General features: G+C 62.3%; 21 protein-coding genes and 7 pseudogenes. 16 read left to right on the forward strand and 12 right to left on the reverse strand.

The genetic code is table 11. The annotated features are described in order from the left end of the window. From NKH19_RS29410 to NKH19_RS29435, 6 genes and pseudogenes are all read right to left on the reverse strand, one after another. Nucleotides 1-232: pseudogene (locus NKH19_RS29410) on the reverse strand (hypothetical protein); the annotation flags it as partial. Between the two features lie 58 nt (nucleotides 233-290). Continuing rightward, on the reverse strand, nucleotides 291-689 hold the full coding sequence (locus NKH19_RS29415) for a type II toxin-antitoxin system VapC family toxin (RefSeq protein WP_352872983.1): 399 nt from the start codon (nucleotides 687-689) through the stop codon (nucleotides 291-293). Further along, complete coding sequence (locus NKH19_RS29420; protein WP_352872985.1) at nucleotides 686-952, reverse strand: AbrB/MazE/SpoVT family DNA-binding domain-containing protein; 267 nt, start codon at nucleotides 950-952, stop codon at nucleotides 686-688. Before NKH19_RS29420 ends, NKH19_RS29415 begins: the two co-directional genes overlap by 4 nt. A 144-nt stretch (nucleotides 953-1,096) precedes the next feature. Further along, nucleotides 1,097-1,141, reverse strand: a complete 45-nt coding sequence (locus tag NKH19_RS29425) for a hypothetical protein (protein ID WP_352873039.1) — start codon at nucleotides 1,139-1,141, stop codon at nucleotides 1,097-1,099. A gap of 569 nt (nucleotides 1,142-1,710) precedes the next feature. Next, nucleotides 1,711-1,935 (reverse strand): hypothetical protein, encoded by a 225-nt coding sequence (locus NKH19_RS29430; RefSeq protein ID WP_352872987.1) that lies wholly within the window; start codon nucleotides 1,933-1,935, stop codon nucleotides 1,711-1,713. 270 nt (nucleotides 1,936-2,205) lie between these two features. Further along, a complete protein-coding gene (locus tag NKH19_RS29435; protein WP_352872989.1) occupies nucleotides 2,206-2,559 on the reverse strand; it encodes an ATP-binding cassette domain-containing protein in 354 nt (117 codons plus the stop codon). A 409-nt stretch (nucleotides 2,560-2,968) separates the two neighbouring features. Here NKH19_RS29435 and NKH19_RS29440 point away from each other — a divergent pair, with 409 nt between their 5' ends. Together NKH19_RS29440 and NKH19_RS29445 are read left to right on the forward strand one after the other, a co-directional pair. Continuing rightward, nucleotides 2,969-3,277: a type II toxin-antitoxin system Phd/YefM family antitoxin gene (locus tag NKH19_RS29440; protein WP_352872991.1), complete on the forward strand. Its 309-nt coding sequence runs from the start codon at nucleotides 2,969-2,971 to the stop codon at nucleotides 3,275-3,277. Beyond that, nucleotides 3,274-3,741, forward strand: a pseudogene (locus NKH19_RS29445) (PIN domain-containing protein). The gene NKH19_RS29440 and the pseudogene NKH19_RS29445 overlap by 4 nt, the downstream one beginning before the upstream one ends. 73 nt (nucleotides 3,742-3,814) lie before the next feature. On the opposite strand, the pseudogene NKH19_RS33665 reads toward NKH19_RS29445, so the two are convergent. After that, a pseudogene (locus NKH19_RS33665) lies at nucleotides 3,815-3,886 on the reverse strand (DUF736 domain-containing protein); the annotation flags it as partial. A 59-nt stretch (nucleotides 3,887-3,945) separates the two neighbouring features. Between NKH19_RS33665 and NKH19_RS29450 the strand changes: the two are divergent. The 8 genes and pseudogenes from NKH19_RS29450 to nadE all read left to right on the forward strand — a co-directional run bounded on the left by NKH19_RS29450 (nucleotide 3,946) and on the right by nadE (nucleotide 10,669). Beyond that, nucleotides 3,946-4,281, forward strand: a complete 336-nt coding sequence (locus tag NKH19_RS29450; RefSeq protein ID WP_352872993.1) for an aldehyde dehydrogenase family protein — start codon at nucleotides 3,946-3,948, stop codon at nucleotides 4,279-4,281. Then, nucleotides 4,197-4,394 (forward strand): MerR family DNA-binding protein, encoded by a 198-nt coding sequence (locus tag NKH19_RS29455; RefSeq protein WP_352872995.1) that lies wholly within the window; start codon nucleotides 4,197-4,199, stop codon nucleotides 4,392-4,394. The genes NKH19_RS29450 and NKH19_RS29455 overlap by 85 nt, the downstream gene beginning before the upstream one ends. Beyond that, on the forward strand, nucleotides 4,372-4,731 hold the full coding sequence (locus tag NKH19_RS29460) for a hypothetical protein (RefSeq protein WP_352872997.1): 360 nt from the start codon (nucleotides 4,372-4,374) through the stop codon (nucleotides 4,729-4,731). The genes NKH19_RS29455 and NKH19_RS29460 overlap by 23 nt, the downstream gene beginning before the upstream one ends. A gap of 346 nt (nucleotides 4,732-5,077) precedes the next feature. Further along, nucleotides 5,078-5,644: pseudogene (locus NKH19_RS29465) on the forward strand (transposase); the annotation flags it as partial. Between the two features lie 222 nt (nucleotides 5,645-5,866). Continuing rightward, nucleotides 5,867-7,804, forward strand: coding sequence for an asparagine synthase (glutamine-hydrolyzing) (gene asnB, locus NKH19_RS29470; RefSeq protein WP_352872999.1), 1,938 nt, complete (start codon nucleotides 5,867-5,869; stop codon nucleotides 7,802-7,804). A gap of 23 nt (nucleotides 7,805-7,827) precedes the next feature. Beyond that, nucleotides 7,828-8,094 (forward strand): acyl carrier protein, encoded by a 267-nt coding sequence (locus tag NKH19_RS29475; RefSeq protein ID WP_352873001.1) that lies wholly within the window; start codon nucleotides 7,828-7,830, stop codon nucleotides 8,092-8,094. 26 nt (nucleotides 8,095-8,120) lie between these two features. Next, nucleotides 8,121-9,665: a class I adenylate-forming enzyme family protein gene (locus NKH19_RS29480; protein ID WP_352873003.1), complete on the forward strand. Its 1,545-nt coding sequence runs from the start codon at nucleotides 8,121-8,123 to the stop codon at nucleotides 9,663-9,665. After that, complete coding sequence (gene nadE, locus NKH19_RS29485; protein WP_352873005.1) at nucleotides 9,662-10,669, forward strand: NAD(+) synthase; 1,008 nt, start codon at nucleotides 9,662-9,664, stop codon at nucleotides 10,667-10,669. The genes NKH19_RS29480 and nadE overlap by 4 nt, the downstream gene beginning before the upstream one ends. A gap of 47 nt (nucleotides 10,670-10,716) precedes the next feature. Here nadE and NKH19_RS29490 read toward each other — a convergent pair whose 3' ends face one another. The 5 genes and pseudogenes from NKH19_RS29490 to NKH19_RS29510 all read right to left on the reverse strand — a co-directional run bounded on the left by NKH19_RS29490 (nucleotide 10,717) and on the right by NKH19_RS29510 (nucleotide 15,570). Then, a complete protein-coding gene (locus NKH19_RS29490; RefSeq protein ID WP_352873006.1) occupies nucleotides 10,717-11,832 on the reverse strand; it encodes a hypothetical protein in 1,116 nt (371 codons plus the stop codon). After that, nucleotides 11,829-12,497: a N5-glutamine methyltransferase family protein gene (locus NKH19_RS29495; RefSeq protein ID WP_352880621.1), complete on the reverse strand. Its 669-nt coding sequence runs from the start codon at nucleotides 12,495-12,497 to the stop codon at nucleotides 11,829-11,831. Before NKH19_RS29495 ends, NKH19_RS29490 begins: the two co-directional genes overlap by 4 nt. Before the next feature lie 218 nt (nucleotides 12,498-12,715). Continuing rightward, nucleotides 12,716-13,192, reverse strand: a pseudogene (locus tag NKH19_RS29500) (IS5 family transposase); the annotation flags it as partial. Between the two features lie 637 nt (nucleotides 13,193-13,829). After that, the gene (scpB, locus tag NKH19_RS29505) at nucleotides 13,830-14,537 is read right to left on the reverse strand and encodes an SMC-Scp complex subunit ScpB (protein WP_352873009.1); all 708 of its coding nucleotides are present in this window, start codon (nucleotides 14,535-14,537) and stop codon (nucleotides 13,830-13,832) included. A gap of 4 nt (nucleotides 14,538-14,541) precedes the next feature. Next, a pseudogene (locus NKH19_RS29510) lies at nucleotides 14,542-15,570 on the reverse strand (DUF1403 family protein). 167 nt (nucleotides 15,571-15,737) lie between these two features. Between NKH19_RS29510 and NKH19_RS29515 the strand changes: the two are divergent. The 6 genes and pseudogenes from NKH19_RS29515 to repA all read left to right on the forward strand — a co-directional run bounded on the left by NKH19_RS29515 (nucleotide 15,738) and on the right by repA (nucleotide 22,421). Further along, complete coding sequence (locus NKH19_RS29515) at nucleotides 15,738-15,995, forward strand: type II toxin-antitoxin system VapB family antitoxin (RefSeq protein ID WP_352873010.1); 258 nt, start codon at nucleotides 15,738-15,740, stop codon at nucleotides 15,993-15,995. Further along, nucleotides 15,995-16,371, forward strand: a pseudogene (locus tag NKH19_RS29520) (type II toxin-antitoxin system VapC family toxin). The gene NKH19_RS29515 and the pseudogene NKH19_RS29520 overlap by 1 nt, the downstream one beginning before the upstream one ends. A 2-nt stretch (nucleotides 16,372-16,373) precedes the next feature. After that, nucleotides 16,374-17,501 carry a site-specific integrase gene (locus tag NKH19_RS29525; protein ID WP_502911068.1) on the forward strand — a complete coding sequence of 376 codons (1,128 nt, stop codon included), beginning with the start codon at nucleotides 16,374-16,376 and terminating at the stop codon, nucleotides 17,499-17,501. Nucleotides 17,502-17,835: 334 nt separating this feature from the next. Beyond that, complete coding sequence (locus NKH19_RS29530; protein ID WP_352873041.1) at nucleotides 17,836-18,678, forward strand: Fic family protein; 843 nt, start codon at nucleotides 17,836-17,838, stop codon at nucleotides 18,676-18,678. Nucleotides 18,679-18,750: 72 nt separating this feature from the next. Beyond that, entirely contained in the window at nucleotides 18,751-20,340 is a 1,590-nt protein-coding gene (locus NKH19_RS29540; protein WP_502911069.1) for a DUF8612 domain-containing protein, read from the forward strand. 878 nt (nucleotides 20,341-21,218) lie between these two features. After that, nucleotides 21,219-22,421 (forward strand): plasmid partitioning protein RepA, encoded by a 1,203-nt coding sequence (gene repA / locus NKH19_RS29545; RefSeq protein ID WP_352873016.1) that lies wholly within the window; start codon nucleotides 21,219-21,221, stop codon nucleotides 22,419-22,421. Nucleotides 22,422-22,482 lie beyond the last annotated feature (61 nt).

Genomic DNA, 22,482 nt, shown 5'->3' on the forward strand with positions numbered 1-22,482 from the left:
GATGGTATTCATGGGCAAAACCCATGAAGGATGGGCTTTCGAGTTCGATCCTGTCTGGCCGGTAGCTGTGCGAGATGTCGGCGACCAGTGCACGGACATAGGCGCGCGCATCGGGATGCGACGGGCAGAGATTGTAGTAATTGGCATCGCCGAAGGCATTGCGGGTGACAGCCTGCGGATGCAGCATGCCGAGGCGGGTGTTGTGCAGGCAGACCGTCCAACACGAAACGCGATGCGGCCTTCCGCAATGCCGGATCAGATTGGTGTAGATGCCGCGCGCCGAAAGCGAGCTACGAAAGAAGCTGAACAGGATGTCCTTGCGCCGACAGCAGTTTAACTGCCTTGCGGTCGAAAGAGACGAATGTCTCCCCTCCCAGCCAGTCGCCGTCGAAGGCAATCACGCCGTCCGCGAAATCACCGCCGGCCTCAAGCACTGCAAGCCCTGCATCGACAGCTGGCCGGTTGACGACGACGTTTGCAGTGTTGGCCAGGGCTCGGATTGCCGCCACGATATCTTCGCGTGCGGTTTGATACTGTCGGCCCAAAACCCATGCGAACTCGCACAAGGCTTGGAGACTAACGGCCACGATGTCTGCCTGCGCCAGGAGGTCGATGGCCGCTTCCGCCTGTTGTTCGTCGTCGGCGACATAGGCACGCAGCAGAACGTTCGTGTCGGCCGTGACTTTCATTCCTTACTCGATCCAGCTGCAGCACCCGCTTCCGCAATTGCCTCATCAATCTCCTCAATGCTCAACACCCGGCCGTTCGTCTTGCCCTTGAGAAAACCGTGAAGCTCCCGGAATGATCCCTTTGGCCTCGCCGCCTTCAATTCCGCCCGACCGCCTGGAAGCAGATCAACTTCGATCTTCTCGCCCGGCCGGATGCCGAGATGCTGCATAACGTCCTTGCGAAACGTCACCTGTCCGCGTGCGGTAACAGTTAGCGTCGTCATTTTGGCAGCTCCAATTCATTCATGTGATTAGATAATGCAAATCTGCATTATCATCAATAGCAGAGATCAAGGCCGCATATGGAAATTTGCTAATCTACCTCAAGGGATGTGAGCTGTTGGCAAGCAGGGTCTCTCCTGCCTCGGTCAAGGTATGCGCCGTGTCGTGCGGTGAAAAAGCGGAACTCCCAGACGACGCTCAAGCTTTTGAAGCGTTTAGCTGATGGCACCGGCGTCACCTCGAGATCGAGCGCAGCCTTTCGAATGCTCTGCCGCTTGGCTGTGGCGCGTCGATTCCCGCATGCGTTCCGCGTAGAGGACTCTTGGACTTTGAGTCATCAGCTTCACGAAGGCGCCTGGGCTCAGTCACGTACTTTTTGGAATTGTACGCCAGATGCGCTTCGTCCAGCTGAGGTCGGAGGATCCTTGCTCCGGCATCGAGCACTGACGAGCGAACAGCGCGACTGGTTCATCCGTGCATTGTGCTTTTGCCCACCGAAGGGCGCTCGACGCAGGCATGCAACGTCAGTCCGACCTGGCGCCACATCGCGCAGGAACGGCAGCCCGACTTCGATGACATCGCGCGGATCTTCCGCCACCGGACGCCACACCGCCAGTCCGCCGGGCACATGCCGTCGACTTCTGCCGTGGTCGGCGTACGGCCCGAGGTCTTGCCGATCGTGCCATAGCTGACGCCGCCGAGCGCCGCGCTGCCGACCGCTTCGCAAACCCCGAAGGCCGGCTCGAGGAAAGCTAGCGCCTCATCCGGCGTCGAGCGCGCGCGGCAGGCCGAGCGATGGGATGAGCTCGATACCCTGGCGTTCGGCGAAGGCGCGTGTCGGCTTGGTGTCAATCTCCTCGGGTCGCAGCAGCGTGATCTCGAGCAGGCCGATGCCGAGTTCCTTCAACCGCTCCATCTGCGGCTCGATCAGGTCAAGGTCCCAGACCGGAGCAATGGCGAAAGTGTGCAATCCAAAAACATTCATCGGTCAGCCTCATTGTTCGTGCGCCGCGGCGGTACTGGTATCGCCGCCGCCGACGATGCGGCTGACGACTTCGTTCATATTGGTCCTGGCTGTGACGAGATCGGCATCGGCCCGCCCGTGGCAGCACCACGATGCGGTCGGTGACCGAAAGCACGTCGTTCAGCCGGTGCGAGATCATGATGACGGCGATGCCTTCGGACTTTAGCCGACGGATGAGATCGAGCACGCTCTGCACCTCGCGCACGGCGAGCGCCGCAGTCGGCTCGTCCATCACCAGCTTCGGATTGAGGTCAGCGCCCGGGCGATCGCCACCGTCTGCTGCTGGCCGCCCGAGAACGAGCCGACCGAGCGGTTGATCGACGGCAAATGCGCCCCTAACCGCTCAATCATCTCCATCTCGGCCTTGTCGACGAAGCCAGGAAACAGCCCGAACAGTTTTCTGGTCGGCTCGCGGCCCAGAAAGATGTTGGCCGCCACGTCCTGCTGCTTGGCCAGCGACAGATCCTGATAGATCATCTCGATGCCGAGTTCGCGCCGCTGGCCGGGATCGAGTGGTAGGATGTCCTTGCCGTCGAGTTCGATCGATCCGGTATCGGCGCGGTAGATGCCTGTGATGGTCTTCATCAGCGTCGATTTGCCGGCCCCATTGTCGCCACAACGCCGACCACCTCGCCCGCTCGACCGAGAGGTCGACGCCGTGCAGCACATCGACAGCGCCAAAACTCTTGCGATGCCCTGGAGGGTGAGAAGGGTCATAGCCGCCTGGGCATCGCTGTGTGTCCGCCGCTCCGCTAACACGGGAGCTGAGCGGCGGACACGCCGACGTCACCGCGATGCCACGCCATTTTGCAGAACTTGACGCACACAACTCCAACCCGAGAATTCTGCGCCGATAGAGGCGACGGCAGGCGCACGTGTTGTCTGACTGGGCTGCCGGGCCGGAAACCGCCATCACATGCCGGCGAATGTTGGCAGGCCGCACTGGCGGATCGCGAGCGAATGCACTATGTCTGATCTGACTAGGTGCGGGATTATGAGCAAGGGAATCAAGCGAGACTCTGGACAACGGAAGGAGCGAGCGAGTGACGCTCGTGTCGGCCGGTGGAAGCTGGAGGATGCCAAGGCGCGCTTCAGCGAGGTGGTGCGACACGCGCGCAGCGACGGACCGCAGCGCGTGAGCGTGCGCGGTCACGACGCGGTCGTCGTCGTCAGCGTGGAGGAATTCGATCGGCTCGCGCCGTCCCGGCCGAAACAGCCCTTCCTGGAGTTTATGGAGAGCCTCCATCTCGGCGATCTCGACCTTGCACGTGAAGAGGATCACGGCCGGGATGTCGATCTGTGAATGGTTGGCTCCTCGACACGAACCTCGTCGCCGCATTGATTAATCCCAACGGAGCGCGATCAGTGGGGCCGAGGGTCAACTGGAGGAGACCTTCTTCCTGAGCGTCCTGACACTAGGCGAGTACGACAAGGGCATCTAAAACCCTTGCCGACGATCACCCCGATCGCCCACGCTACATCGCCTCCCGCGATGCTTTGGCAGCCCGCTTCGGCGAGCGCACCCTCTCCGTCAGCGATGAAATAATTCGCCGGTGGGGCCGAATATCGGGAACGGTCAAGCGGGAAACGGGCCATGCGCCACAGGTAATCGATACACTCCTGGTCGCGACCGCAGTCGAGCACCACCTTTACCTGGTGACACGCAACGTGAAGGACACCAAGGGTTCCGGCGCGACGGTGTTCGATCCATGGAACGACGATCCGGCGCGATTTCCTTTGAGTGAGCGAAAGCGACCGGGCGGCTGATGCGAGGAGACCTCGTGCGGAACCGATAGCGCGAGGCCCGCCGTTCTGGCGGGGCCTCGCTGTTGGCGGTCAGTCAGTTGGGGCGGGACCAGATGAGCTGGAGGCCTTCTTCGCCTTCCACCTCGATCAGGGTGGCCTGACCGGGGCCTAACCAGCCAGCAAAGAGGCAACACAGGACGGCCTTCAGCATCATTCTGGTGAACGATGCTGGCCATTGGTCATTCAGCCGTATGCTTCGCGACTGCGTCCGCTATCCGGGTGGTTGCCCCGGCGATCTCTGTCGGCAATCCTGTCGTTTACAAGCATGCCAGTATCGTCCCCCAATGTGCGGCGCTGTTTGAGGATCTGGTTCGGCAGGCGGGTGCGCCCGAGGGGGCCGTCACCATCGTCTTCGCGCAGCCAATTGGGCTGACGCTTCAAGAGATCGGCGCCGAGCTGGCCTGCCAGCCGATCGCGTGCCGTCGCGTCGGGATTGGTCGCGCTTATCGGGCCAGTGGACCAAGCACATCGACCAGCGCATCGCCGAGTTGCAGCGCCTGAGGTCGGGGCTTACCGAGTGCATCGGTTGCGGCTGCCTGTCGATCGACCGGTGTAGCCTTGCGAACCCTGCCGATATGGCAGGACGCAAAGTTGGCGCTGCTCGTCCGTCGTGAAAGGCTCGAGCCGGACAACCACAGGTTTGATGCCGAAACAATCCCTCACATGCTCGGTGACGGAGGGGTCCCACTCACTCGAGCGACCGGCAAACACCACGGTATCACACTGCATGTCGCTCGCCTTGACGACAATTTCGTCGAGCGCCAGACGGTCGATGCGGGCAACCTCATCCATCGCGTCGATAACGAGGGGCGCCTTGGATGCAGCAACCTGGCGGCTGCGGAACACGCTGGCGCGCACAGGCGGGCTGCCGAGCAAAGAACCAAGCTTCCCGAGCAACTCAGTCTTTCCGCCACCGGGTTCGGCGAGAACGATGAAAACCGTGCCACGTGAAGAAGCTGATCTTCACTATAGGCTCGGTCCTCGACCAGAAGTTTTCTTGGAATATACATGTCATCCACGGACGAGACTTAGCAGAAGTCAGGGCAGCAGCGCCACTGCGGCGCACCATTCTCCGAAGGTTTTCAGGGGCTTTGTGGGATGGGCTGGCACGCGCCAAATATGCCGATATCAATCAGCGCGCTGCGCATGCAGCCTTCGCTTCGCGATGGCAATCGAGAAGGACCGTGACGAGAGTCTTGGGGTCGTCTGTTCGCTGATCTTCTGGTGAGGACGAGTGCGATGTCACCGAAGAGCCGGCTGACCGCGCGCCAGCGACTCCAACCAGGCCGTCGCGGCGCTTGGAACTGTTTTTGGAATGCGGCTGCGCCAGACCGAGGGATTGCTACCCTCGCTGCTGGGTCTCATGGGGCTGAATGTGCCTGTTCCCGATCATACGACGCTGAGCCGTCGGGCGCAGAAGTGGGAGCCATCCAGCCAGACGAAACCAGCCTCTGCCGGACGGCCCGCTGCACGTGAGATTGACCCGTTCACAGCCGACGGGGCCTATGATGGCAAGCCAACCTATCAGATGATCCTGCAGCATAGCAGCACCGCGAACGTCGTCATTCCACCTCGGTCGACGGCAGTGGAAAGCGGTGATACCGGACCGCCTGGTCAACGGGACAAGCACATCATCGCGATCGCAAGCGACGGTCGGCTGAGATGGCAGGCTGCTACCGGCTATGGTAAGCGGGCTCTGATCGAGACCGCCATCGGAAGGTACAAGGCACTGATCGGACGACGCTTGCGGGCTCGTTCGTTCGCCGCTCAGCAGACCGAGGTTGCCGTCGGTTGCAGCGTGCTCAACCGCATGCTGGCGTGTGCACGCCCGGAGTCTGTCCGGCATCAAGTCAGGCAGGTATAACCGGCAACATCAAAGACCGAAATGCGTTCGATTTCATATCCGCGCACCAACGCCGCGTCATTGCCTTCATCTCGCGGCAGATCCAATGCTCACGCAAGGAATCAGCCGTCGGCGGCCGCTCAAAATTTACCATTCTCATGAATAGTCCCAAATGTTTAACACTTACCGGTATCTTGGCGGCTATAGTCCGAGCCGCGCTGGTGGACTCGGAAATATCTCGGCATGTGCGGTTTTAGCGGTTATTTCGGCACTGTCCGGGATGGGAGGGCGCTCCTTGAAAGGATGACGGCTGCCATTGCGCATCGCGGCCCCGATGAGCAGGGGTTCTTCACCACAAAGGCGGCCGGCCTCGGCCATGCGCGGCTGTCCATCATCGACCTGGGGGACGGCCAGCAGCCCATGTCCGATGCGACGGGCGATCTGACGATCGCCTTCAACGGCGAGATCTTCAACTATGTGGAACTGCGCGAGCAGCTTCGCGCGAAAGGCCGCCATTTCCGGACAGCCAGCGACACCGAAGTGATCCTGCATCTCTATGACGAGATGGGGGAGGATTGCGTCTCCGCGCTCAATGGCGATTTCGCCTTTGCGCTCTGGGACGGCCGCCGCCGCCGCATGGTTCTGGCGCGCGACCGCATGGGGGTCCGGCCGCTCTTCTATACAAGGCAGGGCGAACGGCTTTACTTCGCCTCGGAGGTCAAGGCGCTCCTCCAGGCCCCGGGCGTCGCGGCCGAGATTGATTCGGTCGCACTCGACCAGATCTTCACGCTCTGGGCCCCGATCGCGCCGCGCACGGCCTTCCGCAATATCTACGAGCTCGAACCCGCAAGCCTGATGATCGTGCAAGAGGGCAGCGTCTCGACGCGGCCCTACTGGAGTCTGGAGTATCCCGACCGGGAAGCGCCGCCCCGGCACCGGGACGAGCGTGCCGCGGCCGAGGAACTGCGCGCCCTCCTGACGGAGGCGACCCGCATCCGCATGCGCGCCGATGTGCCAGTCGGCGCCTATCTCTCTGGCGGCCTCGATTCCTCCATCACATCGGCGCTGGCGGCGGGCATGGCGCCGGGTGGCCTCAGGACCTTCTCGGTCACCTTCGATAGCGCCGAACATGACGAGAGCCCCTTCCAGCTCGAGATGGCCCGTGCGCTCGGCACGCATCACAGCGCCGTCGCCTGCGGGGAAGGCGATATCGCCGCCGTCTTCCCTGACGTTATCCGCTTCACGGAGCGGCCGATCCTGCGCACTGCCCCTGCCCCGCTCTACAAGCTCTCGAGCCTCGTGCGCGAGGCCGGCTTGAAAGTGGTGCTGACGGGCGAAGGCGCCGACGAAGTCTTTGCCGGCTACGATATTTTCAAGGAGGCCAGGGTTCGGCGCTTTTGCAGCAGACAGCCCGGCTCCCGCATCCGGCCGCATCTGTTCCGCAAGCTCTACCCCTATCTTCCGGGCCTGAGGCAGCAATCGGCCGAGTACCTTTTCTCCTTCTTCGGGGCTAGCGGCGCGGCGCTCGACGATCCGCTGTTCTCCCATCGGCCGAGGTTCGACGGCACGGCGGCGACGAAGCTGTTCTACTCGGGCGATCTGCGTGCCACATTGTCCGGATATGACGCCGCCGAGGAGCTCGCCGCGCGGCTGCCCGAGGCGTTCGCCCGCTGGCATCCCTTGCATCAGGCGCAATATCTGGAAGCCCGCTTCCTTCTCCCCGGCTATATCCTGTCCAGCCAGGGCGACCGCATGGCGATGGCCCACGGAATCGAGGGCCGCTTTCCCTTCCTCGACCATCATCTGGTCGAGTTTGCCGCCGGCCTTCCTCCCGAGATGAAGCTGAAGGGGCTCGTGGAGAAGCATATTCTCCGGGAGGCGACCAAAGACCTGCTGCCGGCCGCCATCGGCCGGCGGACCAAGCAGCCCTATCGCGCACCGGACAGCCAGTCCTTCGTTGGGCCGGGCACGAGGGACTATGTCCAGTCGGCCCTGGGCGACGCCGCAGTCAGCGCCGGCGGGCTCTTCAATCCGAAGGCAGTGGCAAAACTACATGAGAAATGCAGCCGCCAGCCGGCCTCCGGCTTTCGCGACAACGCGGCCTTTGTCGGCATCCTGTCGACGCAGCTGTGGCTGACGACTTTCACCGGCACAGGCATTTGCAACGCAAAGGCCGCCTGACACCACCAAGGAAAGCGAACGACATGACCGATACGATCCGAGACGCAGTGAAGGCCTTTGTCATCGAGAACTTCCTGTTCGGCGACACCACCCACGCCCTCGCCGATACGGACTCGCTGATCGAGAACGGCATCATCGATTCGACCGGCGTTCTGGAACTGGTGGCCTTTATCGAGGACCATTGCGGAATCACAGTTGCGGATGCCGATATCGTGCCGGCCAACCTCGATTCACTGGCGCGCATCACGGCCTTCATCTCAGCGAAGACCGCATCGCTCGTCGCGGCGTGACGGCTGGCAGCGGAAGGCCCGAGCTCATGCGGGTCGAGCAATTCCTCATCACGAACGCGGCCGCGCATGGCGCGAAGACGGCGCTTGTCACCGACCGGAAGCGGTTGCGCTATGACGAGCTCGACGATCTGTCGAACCGGCTCGCGACCGCTCTCGTCGCGAATGGCGTGCAGCGCAGCGACCGCGTTCTCGTCTTCATGGACAATTGCTGGGAAGCCGCCGTCTCGATCTTCGCGGTTCTCAAGGCGGGCGCGACCTTCAGCCCGATCAACGCCTCCACCAAGGCCGACAAGCTCGCTTATGTCATCGACGATTGCGAGGCTGCGGCGATCCTGACCCAGGCCAAGCTGATGCCTGTCGTGATCCAGGCGCGTGCGCTGTCGGACCGGCCGCTCTTCGTCGCGTCGACGCAAGCGCCATCCAGCCATGCGCCGGATGGCGCTGCCTCCTTCGAGGATTGTCTCAAGGTCGCGCCCGTGCCCGTTCGCCATGGCGGGATCGACATCGACCTCGCCATGCTGATCTACACCTCGGGCTCCACCGGCCGCCCCAAGGGCGTGATGATGACGCATCGCAATATCGATGCCGCGGCCGAATCCATCACGACCTATCTGCGCAACACCCCTGACGACATCATCCTCAATGTCCTGCCCCTGGCTTTCGACTACGGCCTCTATCAGCTGCTGATGGCGATGAAGCTCGGCGCGACCCTCGTCCTCGAAAAATCCTTTGCCTTTCCGCAGGCCATTTTCGAGCGCATCCGCGCCGAGAAGGTCACCGGTTTCCCGCTGGTGCCTACGATGGCGGCGCTGATCCTGCAGATGCGCGATTTGGCGCCGGGTTTCCTGCCGAGCCTGCGCTATATCTCGAACACCGCCGCCGCCCTGCCGCCGGTGCATATCGCCCGGCTGCGCGAGCTGTTCCCCGGCGTGCGGCTCTATTCCATGTACGGTCTGACGGAGTGCAAGCGCTGCACCTACATGCCCCCGGAGGAACTGGACCGCCGGCCGGGTTCCGTCGGCATCGCTATTCCCAACACGGAAGCGATCGTCGTCGACGATGAGGGCAACCGCGTGCCACCGGGCGTGGCGGGCGAGTTGGTCATCCGCGGCCCGCATGTCATGCAGGGCTATTGGCGCAACGACGTGGCCACGGAGCAGATGCTGCGTCCCGGGCCGCATCCCTGGGAAAAGCGGCTCCACACCGGCGACCTGTTCCGGACGGACGAGGACGGCTTCCTCTATTTCGTTGGCCGCAAGGACGACATCATCAAGACGCGCGGCGAAAAGGTCGCCCCGAAGGAAGTCGAAACTGTGCTGCACGCCCATCCCGGCATCGTGGAAGCCGTGGTGACCGGCGTGCCGGATCCGGTGCTCGGCCACGCCATTGCCGCCCTCGTCGTTCTCTCGGACGAGACCCTGAGCGAACGGGACATCATTCGCTACTGCGCCGTTCATCTCGAGGATTTCATGGTGCCGAAGCTCATCGAGTTCCGCCACGAGTTGCCGAAGACCGATACCGGAAAGGTCAGCCGAAGGCTGGCGGCCGAAACGTTGGGGACTGCAGAATGAACCTCTCCCTCGCCCCGAGCCGTCCCGCCTTCTCGACCGACGCGCTGACGCTCGACAACGCTGCGGAAACCGACCGCATCGTCGCCGGGTTGCGCGAGCAGCTACGCGGCATGCGCAAGCGCGGGCTCGTGCTCGGCCTCTCTGGCGGCATCGATTCCAGCGTCTCGGTCGCGCTCGCCGCCCGCGCCGTCGGCGCGAAGAACGTCTTCTGCCTGTTCATGCCGGAAAGCGACTCCGATCCCGACAGCCTCCGCCTCGGCCGGCTGGGCGCCGAAACCTTCGGCGTCGAAGCGATCGTGGAGGATATCGGCCCGACGCTGCACGCGATGGGTTGTTATGAGCGGCGGGATGCCTTCATCCGCAAGCTGGTGCCGGAATACGGGCCGGGCTGGGCCTCAAAGATCGTCATCGCCAATTCGCTCGCCGGCGAGGGCTACAACATCTCCTCGCTGGTGGTGCAGGACCCCGAAGGCCGGCAGACGAAGCTGCGCATGTCGCCGGCGGTCTATCTCGGCATCGTCGCCGCCACCAACATGAAGCAGCGCACGCGCAAACAGATCGAGTACTATCACGCCGACCGGCTGAATTTCGCCGTGCTCGGCACGCCGAACCGGCTCGAATACGACCAAGGCTTCTTCGTGAAGAATGGCGACGGCGCGGCTGACGTCAAACCGATCGCCCATCTCTACAAGAGCCAGGTCTATGCGCTTGCCGCCCATCTCGGCATTCCCGAGGAAATCTGCCGCAGGGCGCCGACGACCGACACCTATTCCCTCGAGCAGACGCAGGAAGAGTTCTACTTCTCCCTGCCCTATGACCGCATGGATATTTGCCTCTTCGGCCTGAATAATGGCCTTTCAGCCGTGGAGGTCGGCGCCGCCGCGAAGCTGACTACGGTCGAGGTCGAACGCGTCTGGGCCGATATCGCCGCCAAGCGCCGGGCGACGCGCTATCTGCACCTTGGCCCGCAGCTCGTCCGCCCCGTCGAGGAAATCGCCTGCTGAGATCGGCGCGACCATCGGGATTATGTCGTCGCGCGCGCAATGACGGCCTATTCGAACCGCTCCCCGGCCAGGCGATTCCAGTGCTCGCCGGCCAGCCCGTTGAAGAAACCTTGCGAGCTCAGGAACGCGTTCACCAGCTCCTCGTCGCGCGAATGCACCACGGTCGAGGCCGGTTGAGTGAAGGCGACCCGCCGACCCAGCATCGCTGCCAACAGGGCGGGTTGCGTCCGGCCGCGCAGGCCGGCGGCGCCGCGCCGCGCTGCATCGCCAATCAAGCAGTCGACGACGGAACCAGCTTGCCCCGGCAGGGCCAGAACCTGCAGCACGCGCGCCATCCTGCCCGGGCGGGTGTGATAGAGGAAGGCGCCGACCAGCGCCCCGCTGGGGGAGGAGACGGACGCGAACACGGCCTCGCCATAGTCCGGCTTCTGGGAAGCCTCCGCGAGGATATGCGCAAGCTGCTCCGCGCTCCAGTCGGGGCGGAGCGGGAACTGCCGCGTCAACGGGTCCAAAAGTGCCGCAAAACCGGCATGATCGATTTCGGCAACCTTGAGGCCGCCCTTGCCATTCCAGAGTTCCGGGACCCCGGACCAGCGCATCTCGTTCTCCTGCATCCGTCCGCGAAGATAGCGATCGAGTCCGCGCGCGAGCGGGTCAAGCAAGCGCACGGCGCCGGCTCGCCGCGAGGCTAGATCGAGCAGGAAGGCCGAAGGCCGGATGACCCGGATCCAGTCCAGGCTGTATTGCGGCAGGGCGACCCCGCGCAGTTTCGTCCACATCTGCGTCGAGAGGGCATTTGCGGTTTCGCTGAAGGAGATGTCCTGCGGCCCGGCCAGGAATGTCCTGAGCAGCCTTGCGCCGGCCATCGGGTCGTTCGCCCGCGGTTCGACCATGAGCGAACCACAGATGGCGGCGCGCAGCTTGCGCTGGCCATGCCTCATCGGCAGCACATTCACGCCGACAAAGCCTGAAATGTCGCCTTCGCTCGCAATATGGACGAGAGACGCGATCTCCGGATCGCGGACCGGGCCTTCGAGATAGTGCCAGCGCAGATAAGTCTCGAGCGCCGGAGGCGGCGGCTTTCCACCGTCCCGGAAGGTTCTTTGAAAGAGCCCGGCGACGGCCGGAATATCCGCAGCCTGCAGGGGGCGAATCTGGCTCATGCCAAACTCGCGGAGGATGAGATCGCGGGCGCACCGTTCTCCAGCTTGCGGAGGAGTGCGACACGCGGCATTCCGACCTCATCCTTGGCGAATGTCACGGGTTCATAGGCCTTGGCTCTGGCTATCAGGGCAGCCACCTGGCGGTCCTGCCCCTGCCCGAACTCGAACAGCAGCCAGCCACTAGGCTTGAGGAAATCGATTGCGTCCCGGATCAGCCGCTGTTGGATCGAGATGCCGTAAGGCCCCCCGTCGAAGGCCTCACGCGGCTCGCACTCAAGCAGATGCGCGCTCTCGCCTTCGAGGCGCGCAGTCGAGATATAGGGCGGATTGCAGACAATCATGTCCGCCGCGCCGATAAGCCCATCGCCCTCCAGCGCACCGAACAGATCCCCTTTCCGGATGGTGACCCGGTCCTGAAGGGCCAAGCGTTCGGCATTGCTACGGGCGAGCGCGACCGTGCTGTCAGTCACGTCCACCCCCCAGACGCGGGCCGACGGAACTTCCGCCGCGATCGCCAGAGCAAGGTTGCCGGAGCCGCAGCACATGTCGATCACCATCGGGCCGGGCGCGCGATCGCGAAGAATCGCGAGCGCGCTCTGTCCGAGCAACTCTGTTTCCTGACGCGGCACGAGAACGCCCGGAGCCAGTTCGAGCATCACGCTCATGAAACGATGCAGGCGGGGCTTAGAACGGCCGGCTAGGGCTGCTGCTCTGTGCGGCACGGCGGTTCCTTACGTCATCCAACGGTATTGCATACACAATGACCTATCGCGCTCCGGTAAACGGCTGCTAAAGATATCGCCGCCGATACTCCGCAGCGCGCCAACTCGGCCATATAGATGCGGCGTTGGTGCGCGGATATGAAATCGAACGCATTTCGGTCTTTGATGTTGCCGGTTATACCTGCCGGACTTGATGCGGGACAGTGGGCAATGATCTCGCCATTATTGGCATCCACTGCCAGATGGAGCTTGCGCCAGTGACGGCGTGATCTGGCACCAAGTTTCTCCTCCAGCCATTGTCCGGTGCCGTATATTTTCAATCCCGTGCTGTCGACCAGCACGTGCAGCGGGCCGTCCGGCCGAGGCTGGTTTCGTCTGGCGGATGGCTCCCACTTCTGCGCCCGACGGCTCAGCGTCGTATGATCGGGAACAGGCACATTCAGCCCCATGAGACCCAGCAGCGAGGGTAGCAATCCCTCGGTCTGGCGCAGCCGCATTCCAAAAACAGTTCCAAGCATCAGGGCCGTCTCGATGGCAAGATCGGAATACCGGGCTTGGCCTCCCCGGGTCTTGCGTCGGGGAGCGTGCCACCCGGCCAGGGCTTCCGGCGTGACCCATAATGTCAGGCTGCCACGCAGGCGGAGACCTGCCTCCTAATCCGGCCAGTTCGTCACCCTGAATTTCATCTTCCCGATGCGGTGACGGCACGCAGAATTGCGTTTGTAGGGCATGGCACGGATCAAGCTGATTTCGATCCTGTTTGCCTATCCCAGAACCCTTGACAAGGTATCCACGCACCAACGCTGCGCGCTACGCTCTCCTGGTTTCGGTACGAGCTCCTGGAGCCAACGTTGATATCTACACGGCGATCGCCAATCAGTTGGCAATCCCGATCCCTGCATCATAACCGGCGGACCGTCGCCGCCATCATCTACAAAACCATCCAGCGATAAGGGTGCGCCGTGGTCAGGCGCGGCAAAGGTAGAGGGGGTGCGGCTATTATCTGCGCGCGGTGCCCAACCGTTGGCGCGAGCCGTGTCCTTCCGCCTTCTAAAACTGGATCGAGACAGACCTGAAGGCGAGCCTATCGGAGAGAGAATGGCCTTGACTTCCTTACAGGGCCACCCCGTCGTGCTTGAGTGTCCTCTTTCGTAGGACCAAGGACACTCATGAAAAACCAGGACTTTGTCGAAGCGGGCGCCGGCGTGCTTCGCAGTCGAGCTTAAGCCGCGAGTATCTGCAAGCGCCAGCGACTGTTGCGTGGGCGGCGGGCAGTCATTCGTCGACCTCGACCCCGCCGTATTCTGCGCTACCGGCAAAGTCGGGCATGATATCCCCCGCCAACAGCTTCTCTTTGCTCAACAGCCCGGCATCCTCGAGTGCCTCGAAATCCGGCAGGTCGCGCAGCGTGTCGAGACCGAACTCGAGCAGGAATTCTTTGGTCGTGACGTAGGTGTAGGGCGCGCCGGGCGTCGGGCTGCGCGGACCGGACGCGATCAGCTTTGCGCCGCGCAGATGACCGATGAGATCGCGGCTGATCTCCTTGCCAAAGAAGGAAGAAAGCTCGGCGCGGGTGATCGGCTGGAAGTAGGCGACGCACATCAGCACCAGCACTTCAGATTGTGTCAGATCCACGGCTCGGTCGTTGCCGCCGACCGCGGCACGGATGGCGTCGGCATAGGCCGGCCGCGTCAGATGCTTCCAGCCGCCGGCGACGGGGACCAGGTCGTAGGGCCGGCCGCGCAGTTCTTCGCGGATGTCATCGATCAAAAGGTCGATGCTGCAGTTTTTGCCGACGATCCGCGCCAGAGTCTCGCGGCCGACCGGCTCGCTGGCAGCAAAGATTGTGGCCTCGACGCGATGCATCCATTCGCGCCAGCGCGCCTCCGGCGGCAGGTGGTCCAGCTCCCGGTCGAACAGCTGGTCAGCTGATTGACGATCATCTGACCGGCTTCCCCCTCGCCTGCGCACTGCCTGGGCCATGGTCTCAGAGTCCGTAAATGCGGAAGGTCGATCGACCTGACAATTCGCGCACGGCGCCGAGCTCGACCAGCCGGTCGAACAGCCGGCGCAGGCCGCGATCGCTCATGCCGATGTTTTTGTCACGGCGGGATGCCATGATGGCGTCCTGCGACAGCAGTCTGTCGACGATGGTGTCTGCCCCTTTCGCACGCAGCTTTGGCGCGACAGCGAGCAGTTTTTCCGCGCGGCGCCCGAGCTCGGCGGAAAGATCATTCGCGCGCAGCGCGGCGCGCGCCTGCGCGGCCAGCAGGCTTTTGGCCCGATCGGCATCCGTTTCGGCACCCGGAGCCAGAGCAGCAGTCACTGGTCGACGCGGCCGGCCCGTACCCACGGCCAAGGCCGCCTCCCCGCCCAGCAAAGGGATTGCATGCGTCCAGCCTAGCCGCTGCGCGAGCAAGGCATCGGCAAGCCAGGCTCCGAGAACGCGCCCGAAACCGTGTCGTTCGGCGGCCGCGACTGCGCCAGTCAGCATTCCGACCAACCCGGCGCTGGTGCCGAGTTGGCGAAGTTCGTCCGCCAGATCGCCGAGCCCCTCATCGTCGGGGGCGTAGCCGAACTCCTCCAACACCGCGGCGAGGTTCTTCTCCGTCAGCAATTCTTCCGTGGGCCGAACCGCCAGCCGGCGCCAGGCAAGCAGCAAAAGACCGGCGGGACCGACGGACAAAAAATCGCCCGGCCGTGTGAGCAGCACGGCGTCGCGCAATGCGCCTTCATCCTCGACGCGCCCCGCCTGGCGTGCCGTTGCCGCGGCCGCCGCAAGCGCCAGCCGCTGCCGCCAGGCGCCGGCTCACCGCTCCTGCCGGCGGACCACCGCATCGAGCGCGCCGATGGCGGCGCCGGCAACGAGCGCCACGTCAACATCTTTTCCCGCAAGGCTTTGTGCATCCGGGATGGCCCGGCGTAGCCAAGCCGGCACCGTTGCCATCGGTGCGGTCGAAGGGGCACTGGCAAGCGTGGCGTGGTGGCGCGGAGAGGGTTTGGGACGCAGAATCATCGCAAGCACGATGAATCATGGCGGCGCTTTTGGCAATCGTTTTGAGCAAAAACCGCCGCGCCTGTCGCCCAGTTAATACGAATGATAACGCTGCATTATCGTTCGTAATCGACATAGGACCAAGTCTTTGGTAGAAACCGGCGAAAAGGTAGAGTTTGGAGCCTCTCGTGTCCCTCAGTATCAAAAATCCGGCCACAGTTGCCCTCGCCGACGAGCTCGCGCGCCGTCAAGGTGTCACCAAGACCGCGGCCATTCATCAGGCGCTGAGCGAGCGTCTTCATCGCCTGGGCTTTGGCGACAAGGCTCAGGAGCGGATGCGGGTAGAATTGCGCGGCATTCGCGAAAGAGTGGCCCGGTTGCCGGAATTGGACGGTCGCAGCGATGAGGAGATCATCGGTTTTGACGAGCATGGAATTCCGAACTGATGGTGATCGATACCTCAGCGCTTGTGGCCATGCTTCGCAGTGAGCCGGAGGCTTCACGGCTTGAAAGCGCGCTGGTCGCCGATCCGGTCCGCCTGATCCCGGCAACCTGCGTGCTCGAGGCGCGGATGGTCCTGGTCAGCAGGCGCGGAGAGCACGCGTTGGCCGAGGTCGATCGCAAAATCGAGGCTGACGTCATCCCTGTCGACTCCGAATTGGTCGATCTGGCGACCCAGGCGTGGCTTACCTATGGCAAGGGCCGTCGTCCCGCGGCCCGGAATTTTGCCGATTGTCTATCGTACGCTCTAGCAAGGCGTTCAGACGAACCGCTGCTGTTCTCGGCAACGACTTTTCCCAGACAGACGTGGAGGCTGCATGAGGATGGCTGAGCACGGTCAACGATCACCTGCTGTTGCAGCTGGAGAGAATGATCTTCCCGATATCATAGATGTGGTCATGGAGATGAGGGGCGCATCAGACGAGCCGCAAATGGCCCCTGCCCCATCGTCGGCGTCTGGTCTTCCGGCGCACCTGGAAAAACTGGCCGACCACGCGCGAAAATATGTCGAGGCGGCAAGCTCCGCCAACACGCGGCGCGCATACGCCGCCGACTGGAAGCATTTTTGCGCTTGGGCACGCCGACAAGGTCTGCAGGCGTTCCCGCCTGATCCACAGACCGTCGGCCTCTACATCACCGCCTGCGCGTCCGGCAAGGTGACAGGAGACAGGAAGCCTAACTCCGTCTCGACCATCGAGCGCCGTCTTTCTTCGCTGACCTGGAACTATACGCAGCGTGGCCAGCCGCTCGACAGGAAAGACCGCCACATTGCCACCGTGCTGGCCGGCATCCGCAACACCCACGCCTCCCCTCCCCTTCAGAAAGAAGCCATTCTGCCTGAAGACCTGATCGCCATGCTGGAGACGCTTGACCGTGGCACTTTGCGCGGGTTGCGCGATCGCGCCATGCTCTTGCTTGGGTTTGCCGGCGGCCTGCGCCGCTCCGAGATCGTCGGGCTCGATGTTGCCAAGGATCAGACGGAGGATGGCCGCGGCTGGGCCGAGATTTTCGACAAAGGTGCTTTGGTGACATTGCGCGGCAAGACCGGCTGGCGCGAGGTCGAGATCGGTCGTGGCTCCTCGGACGCCACCTGCCCGGTCGTCGCCCTGCAGACCTGGCTGAAATTGGCAGGGATTGGATACGGACCGCTATTTCGACGCGTCACCGGCCAAGGCAAGGCTGTCGGAACCCAGCGATTGAACGATCAGGAGGTGGCGCGGCTGGTCAAGCGCGCGACGCTCGCTGCCGGCGTGCGTGGTGATCTTTCCGAGGGCGAGCGCGGTCAAAAGTTTTCCGGCCATTCGCTGCGCGCTGGCCTCGCCTCCTCGGCCGAGGTCGACGAGCGCTATGTGCAGAAGCAACTCGGCCACACTAGCGCAGAGATGATCCGCAGGTATCAGCGGAGGCGCGACAGGTTTCGGATCAACCTCACCAAGGCAAGCGGGCTATAAACGCCCCTATAGAGGGAGCCCGCACTACCAAGGGCCAATAACCTCCGTTTTGCGCGATCGCCTTGCTGCTACAATATGTCGATAGATTACGGTTCTATCGACATGATTTGGCAATATGTCGATGCCAAGGACATATCAACCCCGACATGTCGATCGAACAAGGAACCATCGACATGACGTTTCAGGCCGACCGACCTTACAATGGCCTACCTTCCCTGCCCCCAAAGGAGGATGTTGAAACGAAGCCCGTGCTCAAGGCCTGCATAGCGGCGCGCGCGGCCTTGGCAGAGCTCAGGGTCAGCTTATCCCGAACCAAGCAGTCCTCATCAACTCTATCCCGCTCCTAGAAGCCCAGGCAAGTTCCGAAATAGAGAACATCGTCACGACGACGGACCGCTTGTATCGCTTCGCCAATGAAGCCGGAAATCTCGCTGATGCTGCCACGAAGGAGGCGCTGCGCTACCGCACCGCGCTCAATCAGGGCTTCCGAACTCTGCAAGAGCGCCCTGTGACGACGTCAACGGCGGTCGCGGTGTGCCGCACGATCAAGGGCGTCGAACTCGACATTCGGTCGACGCCCGGCAGGGCCCTGGTCAACCAGGCGACGGGTGCGGTTGTCTACACCCCGCCCGAGGGACAGAACCTCCTGCGCGACAAGCTGGCGAACTGGGAGCGCTACATCCATGAGGCCGAGGACATCGATCCGTTGATCCGCCTCGCCGTGATGCACTACCAATTCGAGGCCATCCATCCATTTGGCGACGGCACTGGCAGAACCGGCCGCGTGCTGAAGCTGCTCTATCTGGTTGACAAGGGCCTCCTGGACATCCCGGTGCTCTATCTAAGCCGCTATATCATCCGAAACAAAGGAGCCTACTACGATCGCCTTCTCGCCGTGACGACGGAGGGCGCGTGGGAAAGTTGGATCCTCTACATGCTCGCCGCGGTAACGGAGACGGCTGGCTGGTCAACTGCCCGTATACTCGCGATCCGCGACCTGCTCGACGAGACCGCCGAGCGCTTGCGGCGAGACCTCCCGAAGATCTACTCCCGAGAGCTTGCCGAGATAATCTTCGTCAATCCGTACTGCCGGATCGGCGATCACGAGAACCTCTATATCAATCCGGCCTTGCTGGCGCTTCTCACCGAGCGCCAGCCGGCGCAAGGCGGCCAGTGAAGCCCTCACCTTCCTACCGGCACTAAACCGCCCGTCTGTGGCGCGATCAAACCGAAGACGGTCGCGGCTGGATTGAATTTTTCCCGCTGCATCGCGCATGATCCCCTTTTCCGCCGCGCCACCGGGCAGGGCAAAGCGGTGGGCACCGAGCGGCTCAACGATCAGGAGGTGGCGCGGCTGGTCAAACGCGCAGCCTTGGCGGCCGGCGTGCGCGGTGATTTTTCCGAGGGCGAGCGCGGCCAGAGTTTTCTGGCCATTCGCTGCGCGCAGGCGTCGCTTCCTGAACGCTATAGGCAGAGGCAGCTTGGTCACGCCTGGGCCGAGACACCGTTTTCGGGTCAACCTCACCAAGGCGTCGGGATTGGAGAGCGACGAAGCCCACCTCTCCTGAAATCTGGCATACCTCTCCCGAATTCGGACGTTGCGGGCGTCGACGCTGACCAATTTCGTCAGTCCGTCCTTGCAAATCAGGAATTGCACTCCATAATTGCTAGGATGATAAAGCGCCGGATCGAAACGCAACTCGCCGAATTGATAGACACTACCCCTGCGGTGGCACTGATTGGGCCGCGCCAAGTCGGCAAGACTACGCTCGCGCTCGAAATAGCCGAGACACGGCCGTCGATCTATCTCGATCTCGAGTCCGATGCGGACAGAGCTAAGCTCGCGGAGCCGGAACTCTACCTTGCCGAACATGAGGGCGAGTTGGTGATCCTCGATGAGGTCCATCGGCTTCCAAACCTGTTCCAGAATCTTCGTGGCTTGATCGACCGCGGTCGCCGCAGCGGCAAGAAGACCGGGCGCTTTCTGCTGCTGGGGTCCGCTTCCATCGATCTCCTCAGGCAGACCGGCGAGACGCTCGCCGGCCGCATCGCCTATCTTGAAATGCATCCGATTGACGGACTGGAGGTGCCGGCCGAACAGTTGAACCCCCTGTGGGTGCGCGGCGGCTTTCCCGACAGCTTTCTGGCTACGAGCGACCGCGCCAGTCAGCGGTGGCGGCAGGACTTTATCCGCACCTATCTTGAGCGCGATATCCCGCTGCTCGGGCCTCGCATTCCGGCCGAAACGCTGCGCCGCTTCTGGACCATGCTGGCACATCATCAATCAGGGCTCCTCAACGCGGCCGAATTTGCCCGCGCCCTCGGTGTCGACGGCAAGACTATCGCTTCCTATCTGGACCTGTTGGTTGACCTGTTGCTGGTGCGCAGGCTTGAGCCGTGGCATGCAAATGTCGGGAAACGTCTAGTCAAGTCGCCGCGGGTTTACGTGCGCGACAGCGGCATTGCTCATACGCTGCTTGGACTGACAACCCTTGAGGACGTTCTCGCTCATCCCGTTGCCGGCGCCAGCTGGGAAGGGTTTGTCATTGAGACACTGATTGCGGCCGCCCCATCCGGCACGGACGCCAACTTCTATCGCACATCCGCCGGCGCCGAAATCGACCTGCTAATGACACCTCAAGGCAGCCAGCCCTGGGCGATCGAAATCAAGCGCAGCCTGACGCCAAAAGTGGAGAAGGGCTTTCATCTGGCGTGCGAGGACGTAGATCCAATCCGTCGCCTCGTTGTCTATCCGGGAGCAGAGCGCTTTCCGTTGAAACACGACGTCGAGGCAGTACCGCTTCATATCCTTGCGAAAATGCTGGTCGAACTTGGCTGATAGGCTCGTCGGCCCTCCCCTTACGACCCGCCCCATCCGGCACTCACTCTGCAGCTGACCCAGGTCTTGTTAAAGCGTTAGTCGCGGCCTGGCCTGCGCCTCAGTGCGATGAGCATTAGTCCGTCAGGCTTGTCGTGTCCCATGACCTCGATCGCTCCTGATCTCGATCGCTTCCTGCCATGCACTTTGCTTGTGTCGATAAAACGGCTGGACGAGAGCCGCAGCATTCGTCGGGCTGGTCAATCGCCGAACAGGTGCAGGATAAGGCGATCCCCGAGTCCAAGATGCTACTACTCATCGTGGCCGACCAGTTTTGGATCGACTACAACGCGCATGTCCTTGAAACGTGTCTTCACTCACATCGCCCGGCCTTGCTGAGGTCTATTGCTAGGCGATGCCCCAGCACGTGGCCCCGGCCGCGGCATAGGCCGCGCGTCATGCCGAACTGCGCCGATCGGAGTCAAGGGTTCTCGCGCCTCGTCGCGATCGTGCTGGTCGGCCATCGCTTTAAAACTCGCTCCCCAATTCACCCATGACCAGTTCAAAAGGAGCCTGACTGCCGTCGGCGGGAACGCCTCCCCTGCGCCCGTTCGCAATTGCAACCTTTTTGCCCGCTGACGAACGCGATTTTACTGCCGTAAATAATGGTCTTTGTGGCAGGGAAAACATGCATTTAGCCAGCCGGGTGGGAGAGTTCTTGCTTCGAAGGACGAGCCGCCGCTATCGGGACGATATCAGTATTCGCCAGTAAGAATGCCGGCAGGTGCCGTTAACCTTCTGTTAACCTAAAACTTCTTGCCGGGCTTTCCGAATCGGAGCTTAATGGCGCTTGTTGAATAGTTTCATCGCAAAAAGCGCCAATTCGGGTTTCGACGAGAATGAATATCGCCATGCGGCTACCAAGCTTCGAGTTCGACGACAAGATTCTCGAGCAGGGTGCTGAGATATCGCGACGCCTCAATCAGCTTCGCATGGAGAAATTTCCACCCAATGCGACGAAGACACTGCGTCCATTTTCGATGGCGGAAGTCGCCCACTATCTTGGTGTATCGCAAAACAATCTGAAGCGGCTTCACCTCGAAGGCAAGGGACCTTTGCCTGACCAGGTCCCTTCCGGCCGACGCTCCTACACGGCCGCACAGATGCTCGAACTTCGCCATTTCCTGGACCAGCACGGCAGGACCGAGGTCAAGAAGTATGTTCCGCATCGCAAGCCTGGAGACAAGCTCCAGGTGGTTGCTGTCGTCAACTTCAAGGGCGGTAGCGGCAAGACAACGACTGCCGCCCACCTCGCCCAGCACTTGGCTCTGACCGGCCACCGTGTCCTTGCAATCGATCTCGACCCGCAAGCTTCGCTCTCCGCCCTGCATGGCTTCCAGCCCGAACTCGATCAGAACCTCTCGCTCTATGAGGCGATCCGTTACGATGACAAGCGCCTGCCGATCTCCGACGTGATCGTGCCGACGAACTTTCCGAGCCTGGATATCATTCCGGCCAATCTCGAGCTGCAAGAGTATGAGTACGACACGCCGCTCGCCATGCAGGATAAATCGTCCAGTGCTGGCCGTCAGTTCTTCACCAGGATCGCAAAGGCGCTGTCCGAGGTCGACGACCGTTACGACGTCGTTGTAGTCGATTGCCCGCCCCAGCTCGGCTATCTGACCTTGACGGCCATGTCGGCGGCGACGTCCGTTCTCATCACCGTTCATCCTCAAATGCTCGACCTGATGTCGATGAGCCAGTTCCTGTTGATGCTCGGCGGAATTTTGAAAACCATCAAAGCCGCCGGTGCGGCGATCGAGCTCGATTGGTTTCGCTACCTGATCACGCGGTACGAACCGACAGACATTCCGCAAGCGCAGATGGTCGGCTTCATGCAGTCGATGCTTGCCGGCCAGATCCTCGAGAATCCCATGCTCAAGTCGACGGCGATTTCGGATGCGGGTCTGACGAAACAGACGCTCTACGAAGTCGAGAGATCGTCCTTTACCCGCTCTACCTATGACCGGGCGCTTGAATCGCTGGACGCAGTGAACGCGGAGATCACGGCTCTTGTCCATCGCGCCTGGGGGCGGTCATGACAGCGCGGTTTACGGCAGTAAAAAGTGGAAATTTTGATCGTGAAATCAGTCGACTAACCGC

It is taken from the genome of Mesorhizobium sp. M1338, assembly GCF_040318045.1.
Classification (GTDB): domain Bacteria; phylum Pseudomonadota; class Alphaproteobacteria; order Rhizobiales; family Rhizobiaceae; genus Mesorhizobium.

Bases quoted from the DNA above. Each gene is read 5' to 3' on its own strand.
- NKH19_RS29415 (WP_352872983.1), bottom strand. From the start codon at position 689: ATGAAAGTCACGGCCGACACGAACGTTCTGCTGCGTGCCTATGTCGCC.
- NKH19_RS29420 (WP_352872985.1), bottom strand. From the start codon at position 952: ATGACGACGCTAACTGTTACCGCACGCGGACAGGTGACGTTTCGCAAG.
- NKH19_RS29430 (WP_352872987.1), bottom strand. From the start codon at position 1,935: ATGAATGTTTTTGGATTGCACACTTTCGCCATTGCTCCGGTCTGGGAC.
- NKH19_RS29435 (WP_352872989.1), bottom strand. From the start codon at position 2,559: ATGAAGACCATCACAGGCATCTACCGCGCCGATACCGGATCGATCGAA.
- NKH19_RS29440 (WP_352872991.1), top strand. From the start codon at position 2,969: ATGAGCAAGGGAATCAAGCGAGACTCTGGACAACGGAAGGAGCGAGCG.
- NKH19_RS29450 (WP_352872993.1), top strand. From the start codon at position 3,946: ATGCTGGCCATTGGTCATTCAGCCGTATGCTTCGCGACTGCGTCCGCT.
- asnB (WP_352872999.1), top strand. From the start codon at position 5,867: ATGTGCGGTTTTAGCGGTTATTTCGGCACTGTCCGGGATGGGAGGGCG.
- NKH19_RS29475 (WP_352873001.1), top strand. From the start codon at position 7,828: ATGACCGATACGATCCGAGACGCAGTGAAGGCCTTTGTCATCGAGAAC.
- NKH19_RS29480 (WP_352873003.1), top strand. From the start codon at position 8,121: ATGCGGGTCGAGCAATTCCTCATCACGAACGCGGCCGCGCATGGCGCG.
- nadE (WP_352873005.1), top strand. From the start codon at position 9,662: ATGAACCTCTCCCTCGCCCCGAGCCGTCCCGCCTTCTCGACCGACGCG.
- NKH19_RS29490 (WP_352873006.1), bottom strand. From the start codon at position 11,832: ATGAGCCAGATTCGCCCCCTGCAGGCTGCGGATATTCCGGCCGTCGCC.
- NKH19_RS29495 (WP_352880621.1), bottom strand. From the start codon at position 12,497: ATGAGCGTGATGCTCGAACTGGCTCCGGGCGTTCTCGTGCCGCGTCAG.
- scpB (WP_352873009.1), bottom strand. From the start codon at position 14,537: ATGGCCCAGGCAGTGCGCAGGCGAGGGGGAAGCCGGTCAGATGATCGT.
- NKH19_RS29525 (WP_502911068.1), top strand. From the start codon at position 16,374: ATGGCTGAGCACGGTCAACGATCACCTGCTGTTGCAGCTGGAGAGAAT.
- repA (WP_352873016.1), top strand. From the start codon at position 21,219: ATGAATATCGCCATGCGGCTACCAAGCTTCGAGTTCGACGACAAGATT.